Origin of the sequence: Pullulanibacillus sp. KACC 23026 (assembly GCF_029094525.1) — a bacterium.
Classification (GTDB): Bacteria; Bacillota; Bacilli; order Bacillales; family Sporolactobacillaceae; genus KACC-23026.
In genome coordinates this window covers 1,110,700-1,135,248 of sequence record NZ_CP119107.1, presented here as the reverse complement: position 1 = coordinate 1,135,248, position 24,549 = coordinate 1,110,700, and the positions used below count along the sequence as shown (strand labels likewise).

Sequence of the window (24,549 nt, the reverse complement as noted above, 5' to 3'; positions counted from 1 at the left end):
ATGTTAGTGTTACAGCTCAAATAAAGGCTGCGCGATATATTCCCCTTTTTTAACTCCCCGTGGAACAGCAAATAGCGCTGATCCGATGTGCATTGTGTATTCATTTAACGCATCCGATTCTCCCATCTTCTTTAATTTTGGAAAAAAGGATTTCCAAGGATTTTTTTGAAAACTAATAAAAGCTAAGCCAGCCTCCATCTTACCTGTAAGTGCATCCACCCCATTTGCATAGTTATAGGAGCGGCGTAAGATCGGGTCTCCCGTGGTATGAGTAATCCTGACATGTGAATCAACGGGCATTTTACTAGCGTCGACCTCATCAAACTCATGCACCTTTCCCATCGGAGCCCCTGATTGTTTTCGCCTTCCCAATGTATCCTCTTGATCTTGCAGGGAGTCCTGATCCCATTCTTCTATAAACATTCGAATTTTCCGATAGGCTAAATAGGTTCCGCCAACCATCCAACTCGGCTCATCGGAACCGGCCCACACAATTTCCTTTACCTCTTTCTTATTAGCTAAGCTAGGATTGGCCGTCCCGTCTTTAAAACCAAAGAGATTACGCTTCGTCTCCCCTTTAGCCCCGCTAAAAAAACCATCCTGAAGCCATTTTAAGGAAACCGTACCGACTCCCTCCTTTATTAAATTTCGAATAGCGTGGAAGACAACCTGCTTATCCTCAGAGCATACCTGGATGCAAATATCTCCATCTGATAGATTGGGATCCAATTTCTGATTTCCGACATTTGGTATCTTTTTCAAGAACTTAGGCATTTTATGAGCCAGCCCCAAACGATCCTTTCCGTTTTTCCAGAAAAAGGTTGGTCCTAAACCTAGAAGCATGGTCAGATTCCCTGGTGAAAAGCCGATACTTTCCCCTGTGTCATTAGGGGGGAGAGCCTTATTGGCGGAATCTAGTTCCCAATTGCCAACCGTAAAGAGCTCTCCTAGTTTCGTCCAGCGCTTAAATAATTTCACGACCTCTTGTTTGCTTTCTGTCATGAGCTCAAAACTCGCTAGATACATATAGGTCTGTTGCGGTGTGATAATTCCTGCCTGATGCTCTCCATAAAAAGGAATGACGTCCTCTGTCGTTTTCGCAGCTACCTTTGCAGTTTTTGCAGGAGGGTCGAGAAGATTGGCTATTAAACCAAAACCGCTTGCTCCGATAACCAAACTCGAACCTGTTACGGCACCCATTTTCAACATATCGCGACGTGTGTATCGTTGTTTGTTTTCTCTATCTGTCACTTTACTCACCTCAAGCTATTGTTAAAAAATAGTAGCTGTCTGTGCCATTAGTTTTGATAATTTTTCAAGTTCATCACTTAACTGGCGAACGTTATCTTTATTTTTCTCAAAATCTGAGTAACTCTCAAATTGTCCATTTGATTGATAGTTCAAGAGTTCATTGTCAATTACTTGAAATTGTTTATCGATCTGATCAGCGAGTTCCTTATGTTGGACGTTTAGAGCCGGAATGGCAGCTTGGTAAACAGCCTCTGAGCCATCCAAATTCGCCTGTAAATCCACCAAGTCAATATGCGAATACCGCTCTTCCTCCCCTGTTATTTTTGACGTAGCGGCTTCATTCAACAGATCCATTGCGCCGGCCACCATTTCTTTAGGCTTCAATTGGATGGTTTTAACCTTCTCTTGCAGGTCCGCAACATCACTTACAAGCTGATCAGCATATTTCTTTTGCCCGTCCAACGTGTTTTTTTCATAGAGAGAGCGTTCAATCTCATGGAACCCGGTCCATTTTGAGACATCATCCACGTCATTAATCCGAGCATCGATCCGCGGATCCAAATCACCCAAGCTCTCAGCAATCGGTTCAATTCGCTCATAGTAAGGACGCGCAGCGACGTACTGTTTCTTCGCTTCGGTCAGGTTTCCGCTATCAATGGCCTTTGCGAAAGCCTGAGTGGTCTTAACAAGCTGATCAACCTGCTCCTCTACATATTGTTTATAACTGTCAACCGCAGCGTTCAGTACTTTGGACTCTTTTTCTGCCGTTTCTTTGGCCGTCATCAATTGCTTGAGAGTACTCTGAAGATGCGTTGCTTGATCAGTCATCGCCTTAAAATCAGGCTGATCCATATTGGACTGGGCATAAATCGGTTGTTCATACTTCTCAATATCCGCATAGAGTAAAGGGAATTTGCCACGTACACTATTTTCATAGGCAAGCCACTGATCATTAATCGCTTTTCCTTTGGATTTGGCCTCATCGATATCCTTATTAGCCAGCGCTTTCTGAAGCTGACTGACCAAATCCTCCATCTTTTTAGTCCCTTTTTGAACAGCCGTTTGCGGTGTGGCCGCAGCGGTTGCCCCTTCCTTCTGAGTAGTAGATGAGGATGTGCTGCAGCCAGCAATACCCGGGATAAGTAAAAGGGTTCCAAGCAGGCTAAATACTAATTTTCTAGAATGAAACATTGTTAGACAACCTCCTGATTGATCGTTTGATTGGTTTTAAGTTGCTTCCATTTGTTAAATGCCAAAACGAAAATTCCGGAAAGAAGAAAAATCAGTTGAGGCAACGCGCTGTACCAAGAAGGATAAATACTTAATGCGTTTAAAGATGGCAATTCATTGCTGACTGTTGAAGGGAAGATACCTGCCATCTGCAGGCTATGGATGCCTGACCCCATAAATTTAAAGCATAAGTAAAAAACAATAAGGCTTGAGATCAAGAAAAAGGGCTTGAGAGGAAGCCGGATTCCAATCTTTAACATGAGAAACCCAATAATGATTAAAATGCCAAACCCAACCGCAATCCCTCCTGTAAGCTGTGCAGCAGACATTCGACTGGCCATTCCGATCAAAAAGATCACGGTTTCCATGCCCTCACGCACAATGGCAAGAAAAGCAATAAAGGCGAAGGATAGCATGCGGCCATTTGTCATCGCTTTTTCAGTCTGGGTTTTAATAAAAGCATTCCAGCGCTTAATATCGGAGTTTCGGTGCAGCCAATAGCTTACGTAAAGCAGCATGAGGCTCGCAATGACGCCGGACCATCCATTGATTAAAGAATTGTTGTTCCCAAAGGCTTGAGAAGAAAAAAGAAAGGCCACAATTCCACCGACGATCAAACAACAGAGAATGCCTGCTAATGTACCGCCCCACACCCAATGATTAGCCTTCTTGGAATTAGCCTTCTTGCCAAAAGTAAGAAGAGCCCCTACAACTAATAAAGCTTCAAACCCTTCCCTAATGGGGATTAGGGCCGCATCCCAAAGTCCATAATCAGCATCGGCTAATGGTTGGAGTGAGAAAATCATTTGGTCTATTAAAGGGACGGTCTGACTCCGTTTATCCGGAGTATTCACATAGGCTCCTAGAAGCACGAGATTGTTTTCAGAATCGCTGTAGACTTTTTGCGATTGGCTGACGACGTCTCCTTCGACCGCTAACCAATTCTTCTGCAAGGTTTGAATCTGCTGTTGCGCTTCTGACCATTTTTTCTGCTGAAGAAGCGCTTTAGTGTCTTGAAGCTGCTGAACATAGGCAGCTAGGTTTTGCTTACTAGTTGATTGGCCTTGATCAGGCGACTGCTTATTCTGAAGAGTCTTAAATGAAGTATGTAAGGTTTGAGCATCGTTTAGTCCTTGTTGAGTTTGATTATTTAACAAATCCAACGAAACCTTAGATAGATCTTGATTAATTGACACATACGCATCAAAGGATTGATGCTGGACGTCTAATTTATTCACGCGCCACCATTGTTTTAATTTCTCAAGAGCCTCCTTCGCCTGACTCATTTGATTCTCAGTAAGGCTCTGGGTAATAGCGCTTGACAACTTAATGGCTGTTGTCACACCTCCTTTATTTCCATTTGCCAAAGCCTGCTGACTACCACTAATAAAGACCAAAAATGCAAGCAGACTAAGGAAACTTACGAACTTTCTCATTCCAGCTTCACCACCCATCCATCAGTGATAATGAGAATCATTATCACTTTAATTGATATTGATTCTCATTATAGGTTAGAATGATTGACTCGTCAATTCCTAATTTCACGTATTTTCCAATAAAATATTTAATTTGTTTTGAACCATCTGCTCTTTCCTTTAAACTGAATAATCTTGGAGAATGGCTTCTTCTAGTTAAGTTGATTGCATTTTTTAATTGATAATGATTATCATTATCTGATATACTTTAAACTAGAGAGAAACCACACTAAAGGAGGCTTTTTCATGTTTGTAACCAATGCATGCTTTGAGGTCGATAAGGCCGGAGAAGATCGTTTAAAAGCGAAGGCCCGGAAAAACGAACAAGATATCCAAGGCGCTTCGGGGTTAGTCTCTTATGAGTGCTGGCGTACAGACCATAAGGATACGATTGAATATGTCTTTGTCTCTAAATGGGAAAAACAAGATCATTTTAAAGCTTGGATCTCAAGAGATGCCCACGTCGAGGAGCATAAAGCCCGGCGGCAAAGAAAAAAAGAATCCGGTGTAGAACCTCAATACCCGTTCAAGAAAACCTTGCGCTTCTATGAAGTAGTCGAACCTGATCAGACAGAACAAGTTTAATACAAAGTTATGGAGGAGAAACCATCAACTCGCAAGCTAAAAAGGATACTCATTCGCGTAAGAATTTGTATCCTCTGTTTTGTTGATTTATACGATTTTGCTTACTATAGAAGGATAACCACACAACGAGTCACACCCGACAACAACTGCTGTCGGGTGTGACTCTGGCGAATGACCTATTAAAATAGAAAAATTAGGAGTTAACTAACAACTTCACATTCCAAATGAACATCGATGTTTCCGCGTGTCGCCTTGGAATAGGGACAGAAGCCATGTGCCTTTTGAGTAAGGTCCTCAAGAACGGTCTGATCAATACCGGATCCTTTTACATGAAGTGTCACGCCAAGTTTGAAGCCATCATCACTTTGATCTTTCAACAAGCTCACAGAAGCCGTCACTTCTGATTCAAATTTAATCCCCTCTTTTTGAGCCATTAATTGAAGGGCCCCGTCAAAACAAGCCGAATAGCCGGCAGCAAATAATTGTTCCGGATTCGTTGCATCAGGGAGTGATTTAGCACGCGATGTTCCAGGCATTGCCACATCTAAATTAATGTTTCCATCCTCCGATTGAACATGTCCCTCACGTCCACCTACTGCTGAAACACTGGCGGTTAATACAACATCTGACATTGATAAAACCCCTTCCTTTATTTCCCTTTTTAAATATACGGGAAACCTTATTGTCCTGACTTCATAATAGTCTTACCAAAAAGGAGAAAAACTCCCCTCATGGAAAATAGCATTCCAAATGGAGAGTTTCTTCATTTAGTGTGTTTGTCCTAATTTTTAAACTACAAGTTCACTGCCAAAGCTTTAATGTTGCTCCTCATTGCCGTCTTTTAGAGGAACTTCTTGACTAGTAACAGCCCCGCCTACGCTGATAACTGTGATGACCACGTTTGTCATCCAACCTGCATTTATTCTATAAGGCTAACTTTAATTTAAGCTTAAAAACTCCACTTCGAAAATAAATTAACGGTAGCCTCTAAAAAAGTAGCTTAACCACCTTAATGACTAGAAAGACACCAAAACATACTTTCCCGGGCCCATAATGGCAATCCCGATTACGATGACAATAATAAATACATTATATTCAAAGCCGCCTTTATCAATCCAGAAACCATTCTTCAAGTGCACAGTCAAAATGGCATCCATCATAATAACACCAATCAGCGCTGCCGCAACGGGTAAAAGATAACCGATGCCAAATAACACGCCTCCGACAAGCTCGAATAATCCTGCGATAACCGCCCAAATCTTACCTCCTGGGCGGAAACCGATCGACTCAAGCCACTGGCCCGTCCCGCTCACCCCATAGCCGCCAAACCAACCAAACAACTTTTGGGTCCCATGCCCAATAAAAACAATCGCAATCATTATTCTTATAATAAGTACGCCATAATCCATCCTATATATGTCCTCCTTAAGTGAGACAAACACTTTCATTAGTATAAGTTTATTAACAATCCTTTTTTAAATTCTGTGTTTTTCACAAATGACCGCACACTCTTTCATCCTGACATAATTTAACGACGGAGTGAATAGGCCAAATGAAACATAGGGACGGTTCTTGTGTTCCACAATTAGGTCCTGAAGACTACCGATTGGGCTTTTCATTTTATTGTAGATGGTCTCAAAAAATGAGATCCAGTTAAAATTTTATCAATTGATTACAAATGAGGTAAGGATGCACATGCTCAGGCTTCTATTACCTTATAGGGTCTACCAAACAATTCGGCCCATACATTGAAATAAGATATTCTTCTTATGTTATATACTCACTTGGTATTAAGGACAGATGGGATTCTTTACTTTCATTCTTAAAAAAACGAAAGCGAGCCTAATGCTTGAAACGCCTCCATGATTTTGCTTCATTGTCTTCGCATCTTGCTGGCTTACGAGAAAGCCAATTCTTCTCTCTTAGGACTTTAAAGACAACTTATGATTCCTGATAATATAAAAAAGAACTGCAAACCTCTGTCTGCAGCTCAAATAAGTCGATTAAATCATTTCATAATGCTAAAATCCATTCCCACTTACACAGTTGAATCTAAACCATTCCCTACAATCTGGTTGTAGACAAGTGATTCCATAATTAGATGACGACATCGACTTCAATAGTTAATTAACGGCATCCCCTCGTCTGGTCTAGGAAAGAAGCGATCTATAAGACTCAAGTCTTCCTCGGACAGTTCCCATCCTAAAGCGCCTAGATTGCTTTTAATATGTTCGATACTTTTCGCCTTTGGAATCGTGACAAAGCCCTCTTGTCTAAGAAGCCAATTCAAAGCCACTTGATAGGCAGTCTTCTCATATTTTTGACCAATCTTTTCAAGTGCCGCTCTTTGCTCGGTCCCTTCATGTGGGAATCCAAGTCCACCGAATAGCTCAGGGGCATAGCCAAATGGGGAATAGCCCATCACTGTGATCCCATTTTCTTGGCAATAAGGTAAGACATTATTCTCAATTCGCCGGTCATTCAAATGATAGCCAACTTGATTGCAGGAAAGCATGTGACTGCCAAGAGCCTTTTGCGCCTCTGCAAGAATGTCCGGCGTATAATTACTGACACCTATGTACTTGACTAAGCCTTTATCGACTAAGTAAGCCATTCCCCGCATCGTTTCTTCGATGGCATGTTCTTTACTTGGCCAATGCTGAAAATAAAGATCGATATAATCGGTTTTTAAGCGTTCGAGACTCCCCTCCGCCGCGTCAATCACTCCTTGATAGGAGCAGTTTCCTGGAGACACTTTGGTCGATACAAAAACCTGATTGCGACAGTCGCTGATCGCTTCTGCAACAATTCGCTCCGAACCGCCATTGGCATACCCTTCAGCTGTATCAATTAACGTCAACCCGTTCTCTATCCCATATCTCAGTGCTTCAATTTCGGCCTTTGCTTCAGCTGGATCTTCGCCAAACTTAAACGTCCCCTGTCCGATTACCGGGATCGTCTCCGTTGATTTCCCAATGCTTGTATAGTTCATTCCTGTCATCCCTTTCCTATCATTTAAATCAAACCGTTTTTAATAGACTGATTGTTTTCAATAGTAATACTAGGCAGATCACAAGGACAAGCATTTAGCTTGAAAACGCTGCATGTTGCTAAATCGAACTTACCAGTTAAGGCCCCTTAAGGTAAACCAACAAGCTCCCCAAAAAAAAGCTCTTTCAAAAAAGTTCAGTCTGCCAGTCCCCATGTTTTCTTCAACCAGTTATGGACTAAGGTTGGCCATATGGCAATGCCCTCATCTGGCTTTAAGTCCTGCCTATTCTCCTTCGACTTCAGCCTCAATATCTCTTTGACATCAGTCCCCTTTGGAACGGGTCCCAATCTATTAAAAGGCGATGGTAAGTCAAGGCCATGGTCAACTAGATACTGCATGGTTTCATAGACTTGATTCAACGTATAATCCTGGCCATAATTTCCAGTAGCCCAATCTGTGTTAGCTAATGAAAGTCCATGAGGCCCATTCCCAAACACATGATGTTCAAATGGAACCCCATGATTTTTGCAGCTTTCGGCAAATAGATAACTATTCTCGACTGGAACGGTTTCATCGGATACAGTATGCCATATAAAGACAGGGGGGGTTTGGTCCGTGACCTGTTTTTCCAAGGACATATAGTCTAATTCTTCTTGGCTTGCCTCTTCCCCTAATAAGGCTATAAAGGAATCCTTATGAGCGAAGTCTCCTGAAGTAATGACCGGATAGGATAAAATAACCGCATTCGGGCGATTACGAATGCCCGCATACTCTTCACCCAAAACCAATTCCTCTGCGTCGTAATGCACGGCAAGGCTTCCTGTCAGATGCCCACCTGCCGAAAATCCGCAAACTGCCACTTTATCGGGATTAATACAAAAAAGTTCAGCTTGTTTTCTCACAAAAACAACGGCTTTAGATAAATCTTTTAAAGGTTGAAATTTCAAAGGAGTTGTCCTTAATAAATTGGTTGTATAAGTAACGACAAAAGCATTGTAGCCTTTCTGGTAAAATTCCATTGCTACTAATTCCCCTTCGGTAGGAGACACAACCGAATAGCCGCCGCCGGGGACAACAATCATGGCGGGTCTTACCTTATCATCCTCATGAATATAGGATGTAATAGTTGGAATAAAGTCACCCATAACAGGATAGGTGTAAGCCTCTTTGATCCATAAATTATAAGTTTCAGAAATCAAAACGGACTCCTCCAATCATTTTGTTTTTTCTATTAGAGCTTTACTGAAGGCGCTTTAATCAATGTTGCATATTTTTTTACCTGCTATCCATCCCACGCTCAAAGCGCCCTTCATAGACTACAAAACTAGCTTTCATTATTAAGCGTTTTCGGATCATCCGCTTCTTGTATCGCCGTTACTTTAGAAAAACCTAGATTAGCTGCCCACATCAAGACAAAAGCCAAAAGACTCATACTAAAAAAGAGTAATGAGGCAGGAAGAACTCGAATAAGAAACCAAGTCGCGAGGGCGGCCCCGATCATAATGATGGTGCCAATAATATTAGTCAGAGCAAATAAAAGGGAATACTTAAAGTAGTGAGGAATCTTTAAATCAAAATGGACAAAGGTAGGAAAGATGTACAGAATGAGAAGTAAATAAAGAAACGCAATTATACAAAAAGCGGCAAAAACTAGTATCGAGCTGAAGCCATTCACCGACTTCATATAAAAAATATCCATATAGACAATCGATCCAATAATATATAAAACAATACCGATTAGGTTGATTTTAACGAAATCCTTTTTGTAATGCTGCCAAAAGGTTTTAAAAATGGGCAGATCCGTTTCCCCTCTTTGCCACTTTCTCACGATTGAAAACATGGAAGAACTTGCTGGCATTATTCCAAATACGAATAAGCCAATAAGCGAGAAGCCTACCCATAAAATATTTAAATAAGCAAACCTCATAATCCATTCTGAGAGACGATATAATCCACCTGTTAGTCCGCCAAGCTGCATAAAAGACCCTCCAAACCCCTTGAATAATCAAAAATATTCTAATAATATATTATCACATTATAAGGCTGCCATGTCAGAGATTATTAAAAGAATTTGGCAGAGTCCTCACAGCTATATTAGTTTTGGAGCATTCCAATGACACGAAACTCATATGGCTCAAGTACTAGCTTCCCTTTAATCACTGGGGTCTCATTTAAAGGATAGGTTCAATTCAAGCCTTTTGACTGCTTGTGAGACGAGGCAAGCAATGGCGTCGGCACCTTTCTCCGTAAAATGAGTATGGTCTGTTCCGTTAAACGAAACCATAAACAAGGTTTTAGCCTCGCCATAACCAATAGATTCATAATACGCTAAGCTCAGAGACATGAGATCAATGAGAAGGACCTCCTCCTCTTCTGCCACTTGCTTCATTGCCTCACAGTAATCAGGGAAGTCATTAATAAATTCGCCATTCTCATAGTGCAGACGGCCAACAGGCGTCATTAAAATAGGAATGGCTTGTTTTTCACGGGCGCCATCTACATACATTCTTAAATACTTTTTGTAAGCAGTGAAAGGGTCGGTGTATCTTTCAGGCTTCGAAAGAGTGGAGTCATTGTGACCCATTTGAATCAATAAATAGTCTCCCTCTTTTATCTCATCCACAATAGCATCAAGACGCCCTTCTTCCACAAAGGTTTTCGAGCTCCTCCCGCCAATTGAATGATTAAAAAATGAGATAGTGTCGGTAAAATACTGACTTATAAATTGCCCCCAACCAGCCTGCGGAGCTGCCTCCTTGGAATAAGTTTGACACGTCGAATCACTCGCTAAGCAAACGCTTGGATAAGTCTCTACCATAATGGTGATTCTTTCCCTTCTAATTCCTTAGATTTAACCACGTAAATATGAGGTTTTGGAGCTGTCTCCATGCCGACTCCAAGATAATAGCTCGTATGAGGCGGCTGATTATAGGCCGTATTTTGCCAAGCAATACCAAGACGATAGACAGAATCATGCATAAGGGTATGCAATTTGTAGTCGGTCACGTCTGTCGTTGTGTAGATGTGAAGCGCGGTACTATCTTTTGTACGCCAGACGACTTCCTCTCTCCAGTCTCCAAATAAGTTGGCCTGCAAACACGGTGTTGCCTTCGTCCCGTTATTCGACTCACATTCTTCTGCTGTTAACAAATTGACTGTTGTTTCATTGATATAATCCCATTTATCCACTCGGTTTTTATCAAGGAGCTCTCTTAACAAATCTCCATCCCACCAGATGGCAAAATTCGTTGAGGACGGAACATTTCGACTTATTTTTTCACCCTTATTATTATATAGAACTCCATCTGCCCAATACTGTTCACCTAGGTATCTTGGATCGATGTTTCCTGATGTTCCTCTGCCAACATCATGAGTAGATGATTTTCCCCAAAGAATCTCTCCTGTCCCGGCATCATGGAGTTCTACCCCCTTTTCAGAAGGCGTTTCATGGACCTGAAAAACTTCTAATCCAGGTCGGGTCGGATCAAGATTGCCGACATGCATCGCATCTCCATGCCCAAGCTTAGTTGAATACAGCCCGGTTCCATCATGGTCGATGACACAGGAGCCATAAATGATTTCATCCTTACCATCTCCATCAACGTCTGCAACACTAACACTATGATTGCCTTGGCCGGCATAATCACTATTACCCGGGTCATCACTATCGAACCGCCAAATTTTCGTTAACTCTCCATCACGCCAATTGTACGCAACAAGGACGGAACGGGTGTAATAGCCTCGGCACATCACCACACTCGGTCTTACCCCGTCTAAATAAGCGATACAGGCTAAAAAACGGTCTGCTCGATTTCCAGTACTGTCCCCCCAATCCTTTACATCTCCCCGCGGAGGGTCATAATCCGTAGTAATCAACGCTTTACCTGTCGTACCTTCAAAAATAGTGAAATACTCGGGTCCATTAATAATAAAACCATCTTCATTACGATAATCCGCTTCCGGGTCACCGATCACTTGCCCTAATCCGTCAACAGTTCCATCAGCCGTCTTTACTGCGAGTTCTGCCTTTCCATCACCATCTAGGTCATAGACCATAAACTGGGTGTAATGGGCACCTGAACGGATATTTCTCCCCATATCAATTCGCCAAAGTCGTGTTCCATCTAATTTATAAGCGTCTAAATACGTATTTCCTGTATAACCTTTATGCGCATTATCGTGAGAGTTAGTTGGGTCCCATTTTAAAACAATTTCATATTCCCCATCACCATCAACGTCTGCCGCACTAGCATCATTAGCACTGTAAGTATAGTCAATGCCATCCGGTGTCGTCCCGCCTTTAGGCTTTTGTAGAGGCACATGTAAATAATTCGTTTCCATAACACTGACCGGATCAGATAACTCTTGCTCGGCCCCATTAACAACGGCACAAACCGTATAAGTTGAAGCTAAACAACCATCCGGATCGAGAGAGTTGGTGCTTTTTGCAATCGGTACTTCATTAATGAGTTGATTATCTCTGTATAAGTTAAAAGTCGTTTCCAAAGGCTCTGTCCCGAGCAGGCGCCAAGCAATAAACACACCATTTTCAACCCTAATGGCGATAAGCCCTCTTTTTAAGTATTCCATTTGCCGTGCGGGAAACTTGTTCTCAATTTCTCTTTGATTTGGAGTCATAAACCTATCCTTCCTTTCGTTTACCTTATTTCTGTTTAAAATAATTTAAACTAACTGGACCGGCTAACCCTGATGGTAAAGAAACGTGATCATAACGATTGGCTAAACTGTTCGTAACTGCCATTTTGACTTGATTAGTCCCCGTTATTAAGTATTCTTTAATGGAAAACTTGTAGGGTGCCCACATTTGCACCCCAACCTCCATACCGTTGATCCAGACACGTGCCATTTCATAGACCTCGCCTAAGTCAATTTCGATCTTGGAATAATCTTCAAGATGCTCAACCACAAATTCTTTTACATAAGTTAAGGTTCCAGAGAAATAAGTCATTCCATCCCATTGATTCCATGGCAACAATTGATTAATGGCTCTAAATGTGTTGCCAGGTATGGCTTCGAGCTGAAAGCCAAATGAGAGATCTTCTGTTTTACACCTGACCTGTTTTGCGACAGGGATCACTGCTTGCTCCTGTGAAGGATCAATTGCAATTAAAATCGCTTCACGGCGATGAACGAAGACTTCAATAGCGTTTCCTTTCCCCTGCTCATATGTAACCGCTGGTTCGATGTCCCCTGTCCATGGGTACCAAACTTCTGTCTTCCCTTGAATTTCTGAAAAGAAACTCCCTTTGTAATCCATTTCCCCCTCATTAACCAATACATAATAATGGACATTTCCCTTAACCAGATGGCTCATTCTTAAAGAAGAAGAAGCAGGAGTAAGACGGGTCTTAAGTTGAAGAACTTGATTAATCCTGCCTGGTAAACTTTGTTCCGAAGAAACCTTGATTTGTCCAATCTCGACTTGATTTCTCGAGTTTTCTTCTTCGATCTGAAGAACGGTTCCGCCTTGTTCTATAAATGTTTGCAGGGTTTTCCATGTCTGACTGTCAAAACGGGAGCCACCTTCAATGATCACAATAGAGTAAGTTTGATTCATAATGTGAAGCTTGCCTTCTACTAGCTTTGTATTTGATTTTAATAAAGCTTCTTCTAAGTAATTAAACTCAATTTGATTTTCAAACAAAGGTTGAACGGATTTCCAAGGTAAGAAAGCTTCCTGTGCAAGAACCGCCACTTCTGTCTGGTTTGTACTATCGGTCATAAGCCAGCTCATGCGTTTGATATATCTAGAAAAAAGCGCATAATCGCTCCACCAAATGTTATTCGGACCAACATCAGGCGGACGCTCATTACGGCGTTCATTCCTGATCGAATAGTAAAAAGCGTGAGGTGTAATTAGATTCACTCCCCTGACGAACAACCAATCTAAATACCACTTCATTTCATCCGCTGTCAGATCCCAGCCTTTGAGTTTAGAACACACACCAAAAACTTCATTCAGGTTCCTTCTTCTCCCGCGATGTCTAGCCGCATCAGCAGAACATTTTCCAAGCGTGCTGTGGTAACCTTTTACACCTAAATTATCCTCAGGGGCAATAAACCGCCACACGACATCTTGCCCAGGGATTTGAAAGTAATCAAGAAGACCAATGTCATCGCTTTCTGCCGGATGACCGGTTAAAGCAATGCCATGATAGGCGCACCAATCAGAAAGCGGCTTATAGAAAGTGGCGGTTAATCGTTTCCGAACCGCATCATGATACTTTTTCCGGACACTGTCGGACGCCCCCTCGAGTCCCGAAAACCAAAGGAGTGGGAGGTTCGTTTCATGAAGACCACTCTGAATAAAATCTTCCATGAAACCGGGTGTCCAAGGCATTAGCCCCTTAAGATGGTTTCTTCCGAGCAAATCAGGCTCATCCGTGAACATGGCTATAATGGTTTTGCCAAAATGGTCCGCTAATCGTTCATAATATTTTTCATGGGTCAATTCTATGAAACTGCGAACAGCATCCGGGTTAAGCAAGTCTGCTGAGCGTGGCGCATCAGGTTCACCGTCGTCTTGCCCCCAGTGAATGCCTCTGATCGTCCCCATTGTGAACGTCTCAATAAAAGCGACAATGGACCAGTCACCCGCATCAGGTTTAGTAAATTCAGCCGTCATCTCTTCAGGAATTAAAACAACGGTCTTTTCTGCTTGAATCTCATCGCCTATTTTATTAATAGCTTGAATGGATAAAAGGGTTTCGCCTTGTGATAAATCATCAAATAAGATTCTGTTTTGTCCTTCGCGGCAAGGAACTTCAACCATTCTCAAACCGCGGCTTGCATATTCGGGATTCTTCTTCACCACAAGCCCATTAGCTGAGCTTGAAGGATACATCGCTTCATCATAGAGAATGACTTGCATCCCAAGCTTTGCAGCAACAGTCACCGCCGTCTCAACAAAACCCATGAATTTTTCTGATAAATAAGGGATTGATTTTGGTAAACCTAGGCGAGGATGCAGGACAAATCCATGAATTTCTTTTGAGTGAAAGTCATGGATTTGTCGTATGATTTCTTCATTAGATAGATCATCATTCCAAAACCAAAACGGCATCGCAGAATACTCATTTGATGGATCCAAAAACTCTCTTTTCAGACGGTCCACTTCATCACCTCACAAAACTTAAGTCGTTAATTCAACTTCCTTAATACTCACAACCAGGATAAAGGGTGGAGTTATAAAGCCTCTTGCTTTGAGGGAGGACTCCCTTTGATGAAGGCTTACTAAGGTCGCCATCCTTTCTAGAGAAGATCCAGGCTGTTTCGTGATTATAAATAATCACTTGTTCTTCGCCTCTTCCTAATAGATCGGCATGCCCAACATAACCGTCAACCGGAAATGTCACAATGGGATTTAGGAAACCATCGTAGAGACCAGGGAGAACACCGTCCCCTCTTCTATAAGCCAATATATAATCAAGATCATTAGAGTCCCAGTGACGGATCGTTTCAATGATTGTCAGCCAGCCCTTTGTTTGTCGATCCTCTTTGCAAAGCTCTTTTCCGTTAGCATCTAAAAGGAACAATCCATCTTTGCCATTTTGATTTCCGCCATGCCCGCGAATAATCCGGTCCAGACCCGCAATTTGCAGTCCGGGCAGATCGCCTCTGAATTTTCCAACAGCAACATGCTGTGATTCGATTGAACCCTCGTAGCGCCAGCACTCTTTTCCATTAGAGTCATACATGACTGTCACACTACCGCCAATGATGAGCCGCCTATTTCCCGAGCCATCGACATCCGCAACCAAAATACAATCAGCATGGTCCTCTAATTTTTGACAGGACCAAAGCTTTTCTCCATCAGCTGTTAAAAAATCATAGCCGGCCATAACCTCATCTCGACCATCCTGATTAAAATCATAAACCCAAGGATAATGACCGATATTTCCTTCATAAGTCCACAATAAATTAAAGGCATTATCTAAAGCCCACATTTTGTGGTAGCGATTTTTCAAGATGATATCTTGCGGGAAGTTATTTCCAGAGAGATTCGCGATAATTATGCAATCATGTGCCTCAGGGTCCGGCAAATCATACTCCTTTTTGATTGCACCAGTAGCCCCCTCTATTATTCTGAATTTCTTCTCCATGACACACAAAATCTCATTGTTTCCATCTCCATCAATGTCATAGATTTGTGCCGGATAATCCGAACCTGGCCCCCCTGCTTCTGGATCAGGCGTTCCTCTTTGCCAAAGGAGACGTCCCTCTAAATCATAGGCGGTTAAGCATTGAACCTGATGAGGGACATAGCGGTCATCAATTCCTCCATTGGCTTGAACCATTAATAGTTCCATACGGCCATCACTGTCTAAATCACCAACTAGCATTTTAGTGCGCAACCCGGCATCACTTATATCCAGTTTTCTTAACAAGATCGGTTCCATTTTCATGACATCCTTTGAAATCATTTTAAGGGCATAGTGAGGAGTCGTTTTTCGAAGACAATTTGTTAACGAGAGACGAGTCCTCTTGCAGCAAATCCTATTTCTTACTTATTTCATAAACTTTCAAGTTGGCATACTCCGCAATTAGCGGAGAGGTTTGACGAAACCCAATTTTTCCTCCTGAAAGAAGGGGGCCATAAGTTTGCCCATCGTCCTCCCAGCTAAAAACAGTCAATCCATTAATGGAAAAAGTAACCATCCCTTCATACTTCAGCAATTCAATAGAATAGGGACCTTTTGCATCATGGACAGACGGAATGGGGTCTGCCCCTTGAGTAACCAAATGAAAGCCATAGCTTTTCCGTAAATTACAAGTATGGAAGGTTCGTTCATCCGGTTCTTTTCTACGGAAATAGGAGACATGAAAAGCATCCATATCGCCGTGATGATACTCATCATAGATTCCATGACGCTTTTTTAAACGGGATTCAAATAAATCCTCTCCCTGTCTACCTTTTGCCGCAAAAAAGAGGATGCAAAGACCCGGTTCAGCAATCGGCCAAAAATCCCAAGTAACCGCTATATTTGAAGGGAATTCCTCAGGACACCAATAGACAAAATTGGATTTTTGTCCCTCCGCAGGATCCAACTTATTCTCCATTCGCATCCTATTTAAGGGAAAGGTTATCGCCGCCTCTCCCTCAAGCCTAAATGCTTTAACATCTTCTTCTGATTGGAGCGGATTGCTATAACTCAAAGAGTAATGAAAATGATTCTCCCCGATCATCATTATCCTTTTTACCTCCTTCTGGTTCTTCATGAACTAGTTCCTCTATTTTCAGCCATTTGGTCAAAGGGAGCCCTGTCTCAAGCAGTCCTTCCGCCACAAGCTTGGCAACAGCTCTCGCCCCGCGTTGATGAAAATGCGTGTTATCCTGAATACCTTCTGGGTAATTTGGATGTTCATTCGGGCCAAACCAAACAAATTGTGATTTTGATGGTCCAGGTCCTAATTTTTCTAGCCATTCATTTGTTTTGATTGTTAAATCAATCAAAGGCACCATTTGCTCCTCTGCCAGTTCTCTCACGGCATCCGGGTAGTCACCGTGGGTCTGAAGCAATTTATTAGTTTCGTCGAAATGGCGGCGCTGAACAGGAGTTAGCAAAATGGGAGTCGCCCCTTTGTCTCGTGCGGCTTCGATATAACGGGTCAAATATCCCTTAAAGGAGGTAAATGGCTTTGTCCCTTCAGCCTTTTCATCGTTATGACCGAACTGAATCAGAAGGTAATCCCCTTCCTTGACTTCATCCATCATCTTCTGAAAATACCCTTCCTCAATAAAGCTTTTGGAGCTCTTTCCACATAAGGAGAAATTCCGAATAACAAGTTGATCAGAACAGTCGTTTCCTAGCATTTGCCCCCAACCTGCCATCGGCGCCTGGTGATCAGGATAATCCGCGACCGTTGAATCCCCTGCAAGAAAAAGTGTAAGTGGCCTTTCTGATTGGCTCAATGTCCTCTCACCCCTGTGTAACTTCCTTTTCAGTGCTCAAAGATTTTCCAATAAACTCTAGACACATAATCGCATTTAAGGTCCACTGGGAGACCGTATTCGTTGTAACCCATGGAATTTCTTTAATAGGTCTCACAAACTCGTTTTCTTCAACAGACTGGAGAGATTCTGACATGGAACTGCTGCCAGCCCGGTCCTTCAAAAGAATGTCCCATGCTAACTCAGCGAGCTGCTCGTTTTGTCGCTTCATTGCGGCATAGGCGGTGATTCCAGTGGAAAACATCGGCCAAGAATAACTGCCTTTATTAAAGTCGACTCCTGTAAGTTGGGCTTTCTCTTCTCTTGGAAGATTGTAAAACTCACCAATTTCGATCAGCATCTCTTCCCACTCAGGGTCGTTTATGAGCCCTGCAAGCTCAATCCATACTTGAGGCTCGCCCATACAAATCGCCAGGTGCCCACCGGAAAACTCACCCATATCAAAAATTTGTCCGCTTTTAGGATCGTAACCATAGGTAGCAAGAGCTTTCATTTTCAACGGCATGTTTTTCAAGCATTCAATACCTGTCAAAATTTTATCGCGATAGTCCGTATCCTCGTAACGTTCCCACCGTGTCATCCAGTTTGAAACAAAGGCTGCCCAATCAGGACCTACCCTCGTGTGAGTAGGAAACTCATCCTTTGGAAAATAAGCGCGCATCGGATCCATATGAACCGTTGTATAATCGGCATCGATCACTTCATCCATAATGTCCCCAATCCGTTCGTCGGCAGTTAGGTAGTAATAAAAACGATGCAGTCCGGCCATTGATATTCTCGCTTCTTTACACCCGCAGCCCCAGTGAACGACATTATGGCGCGAACCCAATCCCGCATATTCTCCAGAATGATACACATCGACTTCGCTTGTATGCCTCGTCATAGCCTCTGCCATTCGAAAGACATCCGCTCTGCCAGATCTTAAAAACATATACCAAAGCCACATATTAGGAACCAATTCCGTGTTTTGCCAGGCAAAGCCACCAATATCATATCGCCAAGTGTGGCGAGTCGAATCATAGGTATGCATGACGTCCCCATAGTTCCAGAAGCCATACCAGCGGCGTTGTTCAACCTCATTTTGATAAAAATCAAAAGCGGCATCCAATTGCTCTTCAATTTGCTCAAGCGCCTTTGTCTCACGGTTCTCAAGACTCCAAGCCCCGAACGCCTTGACTTCATGATAATAATTAGGCGTACAGACTAAGATTGGTGGATTTTCCTTCTGGTGAATCAAATCTTTTAACTCATTTTGTGATGGGGTCTGTGTAAAACAATGGATCATGAGCTCACTCGAATTGGCAATCCCATAAGGCGTACTGCGCATTTCTTCAAAGCCTTCATAGGAGGAGATTAAGTGGGTTTCTGTATCGTAATGGCGCAGATCCATCGCCTCTCCATTTGGCGACCAAAACCAGATTTTCATTTCAGCCCTATCCTCCGCCATTCCGCTCACCTCTAATGATGAAGGATGCTTTTGCCAAAAATGTCTAAAGCCAACTGCAAGACCCCCATTTTCGCTTCCAGCATAGAGAAGACCTTCAGCACGTTGACCCGTTACGGCATTTAACCAGCTACACCCTTCCTTAGTTCGTTTGGAAATGGTATAACTATCTGCCGACTGTTGGACCAACTTAAAACGGTCCCACACAGCCGCATCATCAAGGATATTTAAAAAATAACGGTCTTCCTCTTCGTCAAAACTTACGCGTTCTCCTGACAGTTGTTGTTTAAACAGCTCATTATATTTACCAACTGTACGCTGTGTCGCTAAATTTTTTGGTGATTCACTAAAGAACCCAGTATCACCAGCCAAGCGAACATGACGGTTATAGAGAGGTCCTGCCATCGGAATAGCGAAGGACATCCCGATGCCCTTAATAAAATCATCGTGAGGATTGCCATCATACATAAAGGTGTGCACCAGCTTAATCGATGCTTGGTTGACATAAAAATAAAAACGCAAAGTAAATGGAATCCATGCACGACCGCCATTCACTCTGCGATGTCTGCCCTCCACCTTAATTGTGCAGCGTATAGGCCCCTCTTGTTCAACAGTTACTTTTGAAATATCACTTATAAAGTCCTCTTCTTTATAAACACGTTGACCAGTTGTTTGACTGTACTCTTCTTTTATCAGAATTAAGTGGCTTCCACTGCACACGGTGTTGCCACCTTGCTTAATCGATTGAAAGAAAGAACTCCCTTTTTTGTTCAAACAACAAACCATCTCTCCTGTGTCAACTTCTACGTATTCTTCGGATTCCGTCACTTTTAAAGAACGGTCATGTGTGTGTGCTTCACCTGTATGGATTTGAAGAACTTCATCTGGCACATACTCAAGTGAGGCAGCATGAGCGGTCCATTTGACACTGCCATCCGGCCAAAAAGCAGTAGGCCAAGTCTGAATGGGCAACTGGTCACCCTTACTATCGGTCAGCACCAACTCTTCTTTTCTATCTAAAACGCCTTGTTTCCAGGGAACCCCCCAAGTCACGCCTGTTGCACCATTAGAGCCCTTCTCTAGCCACTTTAAGGTAATCCCTTTTTGATCCGTCATTAAAAGCACCTCCTTTTTTTAAATTAAGGTTTCAAATAATAGAATCGAGCTATGAGGACACAGCTCGATTCTATTTGATTGGCTGTTTTCGTAAACTTTGTTGTTTTTTTAGACTCCAATAAGCTCACTTTCCGCAGGCAATCCGTGAGCCTCCTCGGTAAAATAAGCCTGCGGGGTCTCACCTGACTTGCTATTCTGCAGGAGCCTCGCCTATTTCCACCTATTTTTTATCAAATAGTAACAATCTTTTAGAAAAGAGCCATTCGATTATAATGACACGGTTAATTTTGTTCCTTTTGATAGAGATCATTGATTTCCTTAACCACTTGATCTCCGCCTTGCACTTTCCATTGCTTTACAGCATCTTGAAGACCCGATTTATCAATTTGACCAGATATATACTGAATCATCGCATCGTTAATAATTTGGTCGAGTTGGGCCCCCCGTTGCTGATAGGTTTGAGAAATTAATCCAGCCGCTGGATTCACAACAACAATTTGTTCATCATCAATCTCAATCTGATTCTCTTTTTTGCGCAAAGGCGTTTGATATAATTGGATGGACTCGTCTTTCGGCAAGAACATTTGCATTTGATTGATATCATGGATCTGTTTCATTTTCTTTTGATCTGTTGAAAAGACAGCATATCCGTCTTGTAACGTATATTGTTGACCTTCAATACCGTTATATAAAAGAACTTGATTATCTTTGTCATTTAGCTCATCTAAGAACTTAAGAACTTGTTTCAATTGTGTTACTGTCTTAACTGACGTTTTTGGAATAGCGAGTAATCCGGCAAGTCCGGATGTAGGCATAATTTTCAATCCGTCTGGTCCAGCAACTCCACCAAGTGCCGTCATATAAGTCTTCTTTTCTTGTTGTTCAATCGTGGCATTTGTGCCATAAACTTTTTGATCCAGAGCGAGCTCGATTCTGTGCGCGTCATCAATGACACCGACATCAACACCTGATTTGCCGGATTCAATGTCATCAAGTGCTTTCGAGCCTGGAAGAGCGGCAAAATCTTGATTAATTAATCTTTCATCATATAGCTTTTTGAAAAAATCCAGAGCAGTTTGGTATTGCGGAAATTCAAAGTAAGGCTTTAAAGACCCATCAGCCGTTTTCCCCCATTGATTAGGGACACCAAACCAAGCTTCCATATCAGTCCAAGCTCCGGTGTCTTGGAATACGGTTAGACCATACGTGTCGTTCTTTCCGTCTTTATCCGGATCACCATTTTTAAACGCTTTCAATACATTATAAAAGTCATCAATCGTTTTAGGTTCTTGTAAGCCTAAGTTATTAAGCCAATCCTTTCGAATAGCTACTCCATTTCGTCCTAGAGGTCTAAGACGCGGAACCCCGTATAGATGTCCATTGATTGAGGCATTTTGCTTAACAACTGAACTAAGTTGGCTTAAATTTTTATAGTCTTTGAGATACGGCCCCACATCCCAGAACTGACCCGCTTCAGCCGCTTTGACAAAAGCAGGATTTGTTTGATCAGCAACGACCATGATGTCTGGTAAATTTCCTGAGGCTAGCATGACATTGAATTTGTCTTGATAACTATCACTTGGCACCCATTGAAGATGAATATCTGTGTTTGTGTTTTTATCAAGTTTTTTAACTACAGGACTATCATCAGTTGCAAGATCTGGGTCAAATGAAGGCATCATGATACTTAGCTTCATCGGTCCAGAATTGAGGCTGGCAGCATTTGAGGAATTTGATGTTGCTTCACTTGGGCCGCAGCCTCCCAAAACTCCCAAAGTTAAAACACTAGAGAACATAATGGCCAGGATTTTTTGCGTTTTTGCAGAACCATTATTCATTTTTTTCCTCCTAATGTGAAGAATAAAAACGAATTCTCTCGAGACATCCATCTATTTTGTTTTTTTATGTATAGGAATAGAATTGGGCAAAGAATAGGAAACGCCCAATTCTATTCCTTTTCAGGTAAACAAGACTACCTAAAGAGATTATTTCTTGCTTTGTTCTTTTTTATAGAGATCATTGATTTCTTTCGTATATTGATCCCCACCTTGGGCTTTCCATTGTTTAATCGCATCTTGTAAACCGGCTTTATCAATCTGACCTGAGATATATTTAACACGAGCATCTGTTATAATTTGATCGAGCTGTGCTCCTTTTTGAGCATAAGTTTGTGATAATAGACCAGCTGCAGGGTTCGCTACAACATATTGCTCATTATCATTTTGAACTTTAGTTTCTTTTTCTGTTAATGGGGAAGGAGCTGTTTTAATCGTTTTATCTTCTGGCAAGAACATCAGCATTTGGTTCAAGTCATGAAGGTCGCCAACTACGCCTTGGTCAGTTGATGGTACAGCATAGCCATTATCATCAAGCGTATATTGCTTCCCTTCAATACCATTGCCTAGTAAAACTTGAAGATCTTTATCGTTAAGTTGATTTAAAAACTTAAGCACTTTTTTCAATTGAGCTTCCGTCTTTACTGTTGTTTTTGGAATGACAAGTTCCCCGCTATATCCATCGGTTGGAAGATAATGCTTTTGCCCATCTGGTCCAGCAACCCCGCCAAGAACCGTCATAAACGTTTTGGATTCTTTTTGCTCTGTTGTAGCATTAGCTCCAAATTTAGCTGTATCAATTTTATCTTCAATTCTGTGAGCGGAGTCGGCCACATCAACAATCACACCCGACTTATCAGCTTCAATGTCGTCATACCATTTTGAGGATGGCATGGCCGCAAAATCCTGATTGATTAATTTTTCATCATACAGTTTCTTGAAGAAATCAAGAGCTGTTTGGTATTGCGGAAACTCAAAGTATGGTTTGAGTGATCCATCCGATGCTTTGCCCCACTGATTGGGAACGCCAAACCAGGTTTGCATAACATCCCAAGGTCCGTTAAATTGAGAAATCGTCATTCCATAAGTATCATTTTTGCCGTCGCCATCTGGATCATCGTTTTTAAACGCTTTTAAGATATTATAAAAATCATCGATAGTCTTAGGTTCTTGTAAACCCAATTTTTTTAACCAATCTTGTCTAATTAGTAGTCCATTTCTTCCTAATGCTCTTAGTCTTGGAATACCATACAAAGTACCGTTAACGGATGCGTTTTGTTCAACAATTGGGTTTAGTTTCGATAAGTTAGGATAATCCTTTAGATAAGGTCCCAGATCCCAGAACTCGCCGGCTTCTGCCGCTTTTGCAAATCCACCATTCATAGATTCGAGGACCATGATATCGGGTAAATTACCAGAGGCTAAAGTCACGTTGAACTTGTCTGGATAACTATCATTTGGCACCCATTGAAGGTGAATTTTAGTATTCGTCTCTTTATCAAGCTTCTTTACAATGGGACTATTATCGGTTGCTAAGTTCTGATCAAAAGACGGCATCATAATGGTTAATTTCATTGGTCCCTTACTATCGGCATTCGAACTGGTATCTTTTGCATTACCGCAAGCAGTCAATGCGCCTGCAAGTAAACTTGCTGAAAAAAGAATAGATAATGATTTTTTCATAGGTCGATTCATTTGCACGTTTCCCCCTAATCCTTTTAAATAATTTGATTTTAACCGAATCACCAAAATTAGCTCTTAACTGATCCTAGCAGCACCCCCTTGGTGAAGTACTTTTGTAAGAATGGATAGACAATGAGAATTGGGATCGTTCCAACTGCAATCGTTGCCATTTTTACGGTCTGAGCAGGCGGTGTGACAAAGTTAGGATCCAATCGGTTTGTGTCACTGACTGTTGCGGCTTGAGAGAGCTCAACAACCTGCCGCAAAATAACTTGCAATGGCCATTTTTGCGGATCATTTATGTAAAGCAAAGGTCCCATGAAGTCATTCCAATGCCCAACCGCATAAAACAGAGCAAAAGTCGCAATGATCGGTTTTGAAAGAGGTAAATAGATTCTCCATAAAATTCCAATCTCATTACAACCATCAATCTTTGCCGCATCTTCCAATTCCTGTGGCAACTCTTGAAAGAAGTTCTTCACAATAATTAAGTTAAACGCGCTGATCGCCCCTGGAAGCATGAGAGACCAGTAAGAATTTAGCAAACCTAAATCCTTTACGACCATGTAAGTTGGGATCATTCCACCACTAAAAAGCATCGAAAAAATGACTAGACCTAAAATGCGATTTCTTCCCCATAACGTCTTTCTTGACAGTGGATAAGCCATCGTCATGGTGAAAAATAGATTAACAATCGTTCCAACAACGGTAATATAAATCGAAACGCCAATACTTTTAATTAAAGCCCCGTTTGAGAAAATATATTTGTAGGCATCTAATGAGAATGTCTTCGGAATAAGAAAGAAAGCTCTTGTTTGAAGCTCCTGATCGGTTGAGAAGGAGCCTGCAATGATGTAGATAAATGGCAGTACTGTACACAATGCAAACGCTATTAAAATAATGTAATTAAAACTATCAAAAATGACACCGCCTGGCGTATTCCATTTGCGCATCTTAGCTCCTCC

At 42.0% G+C, this 24,549-nt stretch carries 19 protein-coding genes; 1 reads left to right on the top strand and 18 read right to left on the bottom strand.

Features of this window, described 5'->3' with window-relative positions; translation table 11 throughout:
* Nucleotides 1-9: 9 nt before the first annotated feature.
* From efeB to PU629_RS04930, 3 genes are read right to left on the bottom strand one after another with little or no spacing between them, the layout of a single operon-like run.
* Nucleotides 10-1,251, bottom strand: coding sequence for an iron uptake transporter deferrochelatase/peroxidase subunit (efeB, locus tag PU629_RS04940; protein ID WP_275283168.1), 1,242 nt, complete (start codon nucleotides 1,249-1,251; stop codon nucleotides 10-12).
* Between the two features lie 21 nt (nucleotides 1,252-1,272).
* On the bottom strand, nucleotides 1,273-2,442 hold the full coding sequence (efeO, locus tag PU629_RS04935; protein ID WP_275283167.1) for an iron uptake system protein EfeO: 1,170 nt from the start codon (nucleotides 2,440-2,442) through the stop codon (nucleotides 1,273-1,275).
* Nucleotides 2,443-2,444: 2 nt separating this feature from the next.
* A complete protein-coding gene (locus PU629_RS04930) occupies nucleotides 2,445-3,917 on the bottom strand; it encodes an FTR1 family iron permease (RefSeq protein ID WP_275283166.1) in 1,473 nt (490 codons plus the stop codon).
* Nucleotides 3,918-4,202: 285 nt separating this feature from the next.
* Here PU629_RS04930 and PU629_RS04925 point away from each other — a divergent pair, with 285 nt between their 5' ends.
* A complete protein-coding gene (locus PU629_RS04925; RefSeq protein ID WP_275283165.1) occupies nucleotides 4,203-4,541 on the top strand; it encodes an antibiotic biosynthesis monooxygenase family protein in 339 nt (112 codons plus the stop codon).
* Nucleotides 4,542-4,741: 200 nt separating this feature from the next.
* Here the strand turns inward: PU629_RS04925 and PU629_RS04920 are convergent, their stop codons facing one another.
* From PU629_RS04920 to PU629_RS04850, 15 genes are all read right to left on the bottom strand, one after another.
* Entirely contained in the window at nucleotides 4,742-5,173 is a 432-nt protein-coding gene (locus PU629_RS04920) for an organic hydroperoxide resistance protein (RefSeq protein WP_275283164.1), read from the bottom strand.
* Between the two features lie 384 nt (nucleotides 5,174-5,557).
* Nucleotides 5,558-5,950, bottom strand: coding sequence for a DoxX family protein (locus PU629_RS04915; RefSeq protein WP_275283163.1), 393 nt, complete (start codon nucleotides 5,948-5,950; stop codon nucleotides 5,558-5,560).
* 707 nt (nucleotides 5,951-6,657) lie between these two features.
* Nucleotides 6,658-7,533, bottom strand: a complete 876-nt coding sequence (locus tag PU629_RS04910) for an aldo/keto reductase (RefSeq protein ID WP_275283162.1) — start codon at nucleotides 7,531-7,533, stop codon at nucleotides 6,658-6,660.
* 194 nt (nucleotides 7,534-7,727) lie between these two features.
* On the bottom strand, nucleotides 7,728-8,732 hold the full coding sequence (locus PU629_RS04905; protein ID WP_275283161.1) for an alpha/beta hydrolase: 1,005 nt from the start codon (nucleotides 8,730-8,732) through the stop codon (nucleotides 7,728-7,730).
* 125 nt (nucleotides 8,733-8,857) lie between these two features.
* On the bottom strand, nucleotides 8,858-9,511 hold the full coding sequence (locus PU629_RS04900; RefSeq protein ID WP_275283160.1) for a YesL family protein: 654 nt from the start codon (nucleotides 9,509-9,511) through the stop codon (nucleotides 8,858-8,860).
* Between the two features lie 189 nt (nucleotides 9,512-9,700).
* Nucleotides 9,701-10,351: a rhamnogalacturonan acetylesterase gene (locus PU629_RS04895; protein ID WP_275283159.1), complete on the bottom strand. Its 651-nt coding sequence runs from the start codon at nucleotides 10,349-10,351 to the stop codon at nucleotides 9,701-9,703.
* Nucleotides 10,345-12,171: a rhamnogalacturonan lyase gene (locus tag PU629_RS04890; RefSeq protein WP_275283158.1), complete on the bottom strand. Its 1,827-nt coding sequence runs from the start codon at nucleotides 12,169-12,171 to the stop codon at nucleotides 10,345-10,347. Before PU629_RS04890 ends, PU629_RS04895 begins: the two co-directional genes overlap by 7 nt.
* A 25-nt stretch (nucleotides 12,172-12,196) precedes the next feature.
* A complete protein-coding gene (locus PU629_RS04885; protein ID WP_343076306.1) occupies nucleotides 12,197-14,668 on the bottom strand; it encodes a glycosylhydrolase-like jelly roll fold domain-containing protein in 2,472 nt (823 codons plus the stop codon).
* A 40-nt stretch (nucleotides 14,669-14,708) separates the two neighbouring features.
* Nucleotides 14,709-15,959: a hypothetical protein gene (locus PU629_RS04880; protein ID WP_481900474.1), complete on the bottom strand. Its 1,251-nt coding sequence runs from the start codon at nucleotides 15,957-15,959 to the stop codon at nucleotides 14,709-14,711.
* 91 nt (nucleotides 15,960-16,050) lie between these two features.
* Nucleotides 16,051-16,743, bottom strand: a complete 693-nt coding sequence (locus PU629_RS04875) for a DUF1961 family protein (RefSeq protein WP_275283156.1) — start codon at nucleotides 16,741-16,743, stop codon at nucleotides 16,051-16,053.
* The gene (locus tag PU629_RS04870) at nucleotides 16,700-17,467 is read right to left on the bottom strand and encodes a rhamnogalacturonan acetylesterase (protein ID WP_275283155.1); all 768 of its coding nucleotides are present in this window, start codon (nucleotides 17,465-17,467) and stop codon (nucleotides 16,700-16,702) included. The genes PU629_RS04875 and PU629_RS04870 overlap by 44 nt, the downstream gene beginning before the upstream one ends.
* 7 nt (nucleotides 17,468-17,474) lie before the next feature.
* Complete coding sequence (locus PU629_RS04865; RefSeq protein ID WP_275283154.1) at nucleotides 17,475-20,066, bottom strand: exo-rhamnogalacturonan lyase family protein; 2,592 nt, start codon at nucleotides 20,064-20,066, stop codon at nucleotides 17,475-17,477.
* 281 nt (nucleotides 20,067-20,347) lie between these two features.
* Complete coding sequence (locus tag PU629_RS04860; RefSeq protein ID WP_275283153.1) at nucleotides 20,348-21,904, bottom strand: extracellular solute-binding protein; 1,557 nt, start codon at nucleotides 21,902-21,904, stop codon at nucleotides 20,348-20,350.
* Between the two features lie 147 nt (nucleotides 21,905-22,051).
* Nucleotides 22,052-23,596, bottom strand: coding sequence for an extracellular solute-binding protein (locus PU629_RS04855; RefSeq protein ID WP_275283152.1), 1,545 nt, complete (start codon nucleotides 23,594-23,596; stop codon nucleotides 22,052-22,054).
* A 56-nt stretch (nucleotides 23,597-23,652) separates the two neighbouring features.
* Nucleotides 23,653-24,537 carry a carbohydrate ABC transporter permease gene (locus tag PU629_RS04850; RefSeq protein ID WP_275283151.1) on the bottom strand — a complete coding sequence of 295 codons (885 nt, stop codon included), beginning with the start codon at nucleotides 24,535-24,537 and terminating at the stop codon, nucleotides 23,653-23,655.
* Nucleotides 24,538-24,549: the final 12 nt, after the last annotated feature.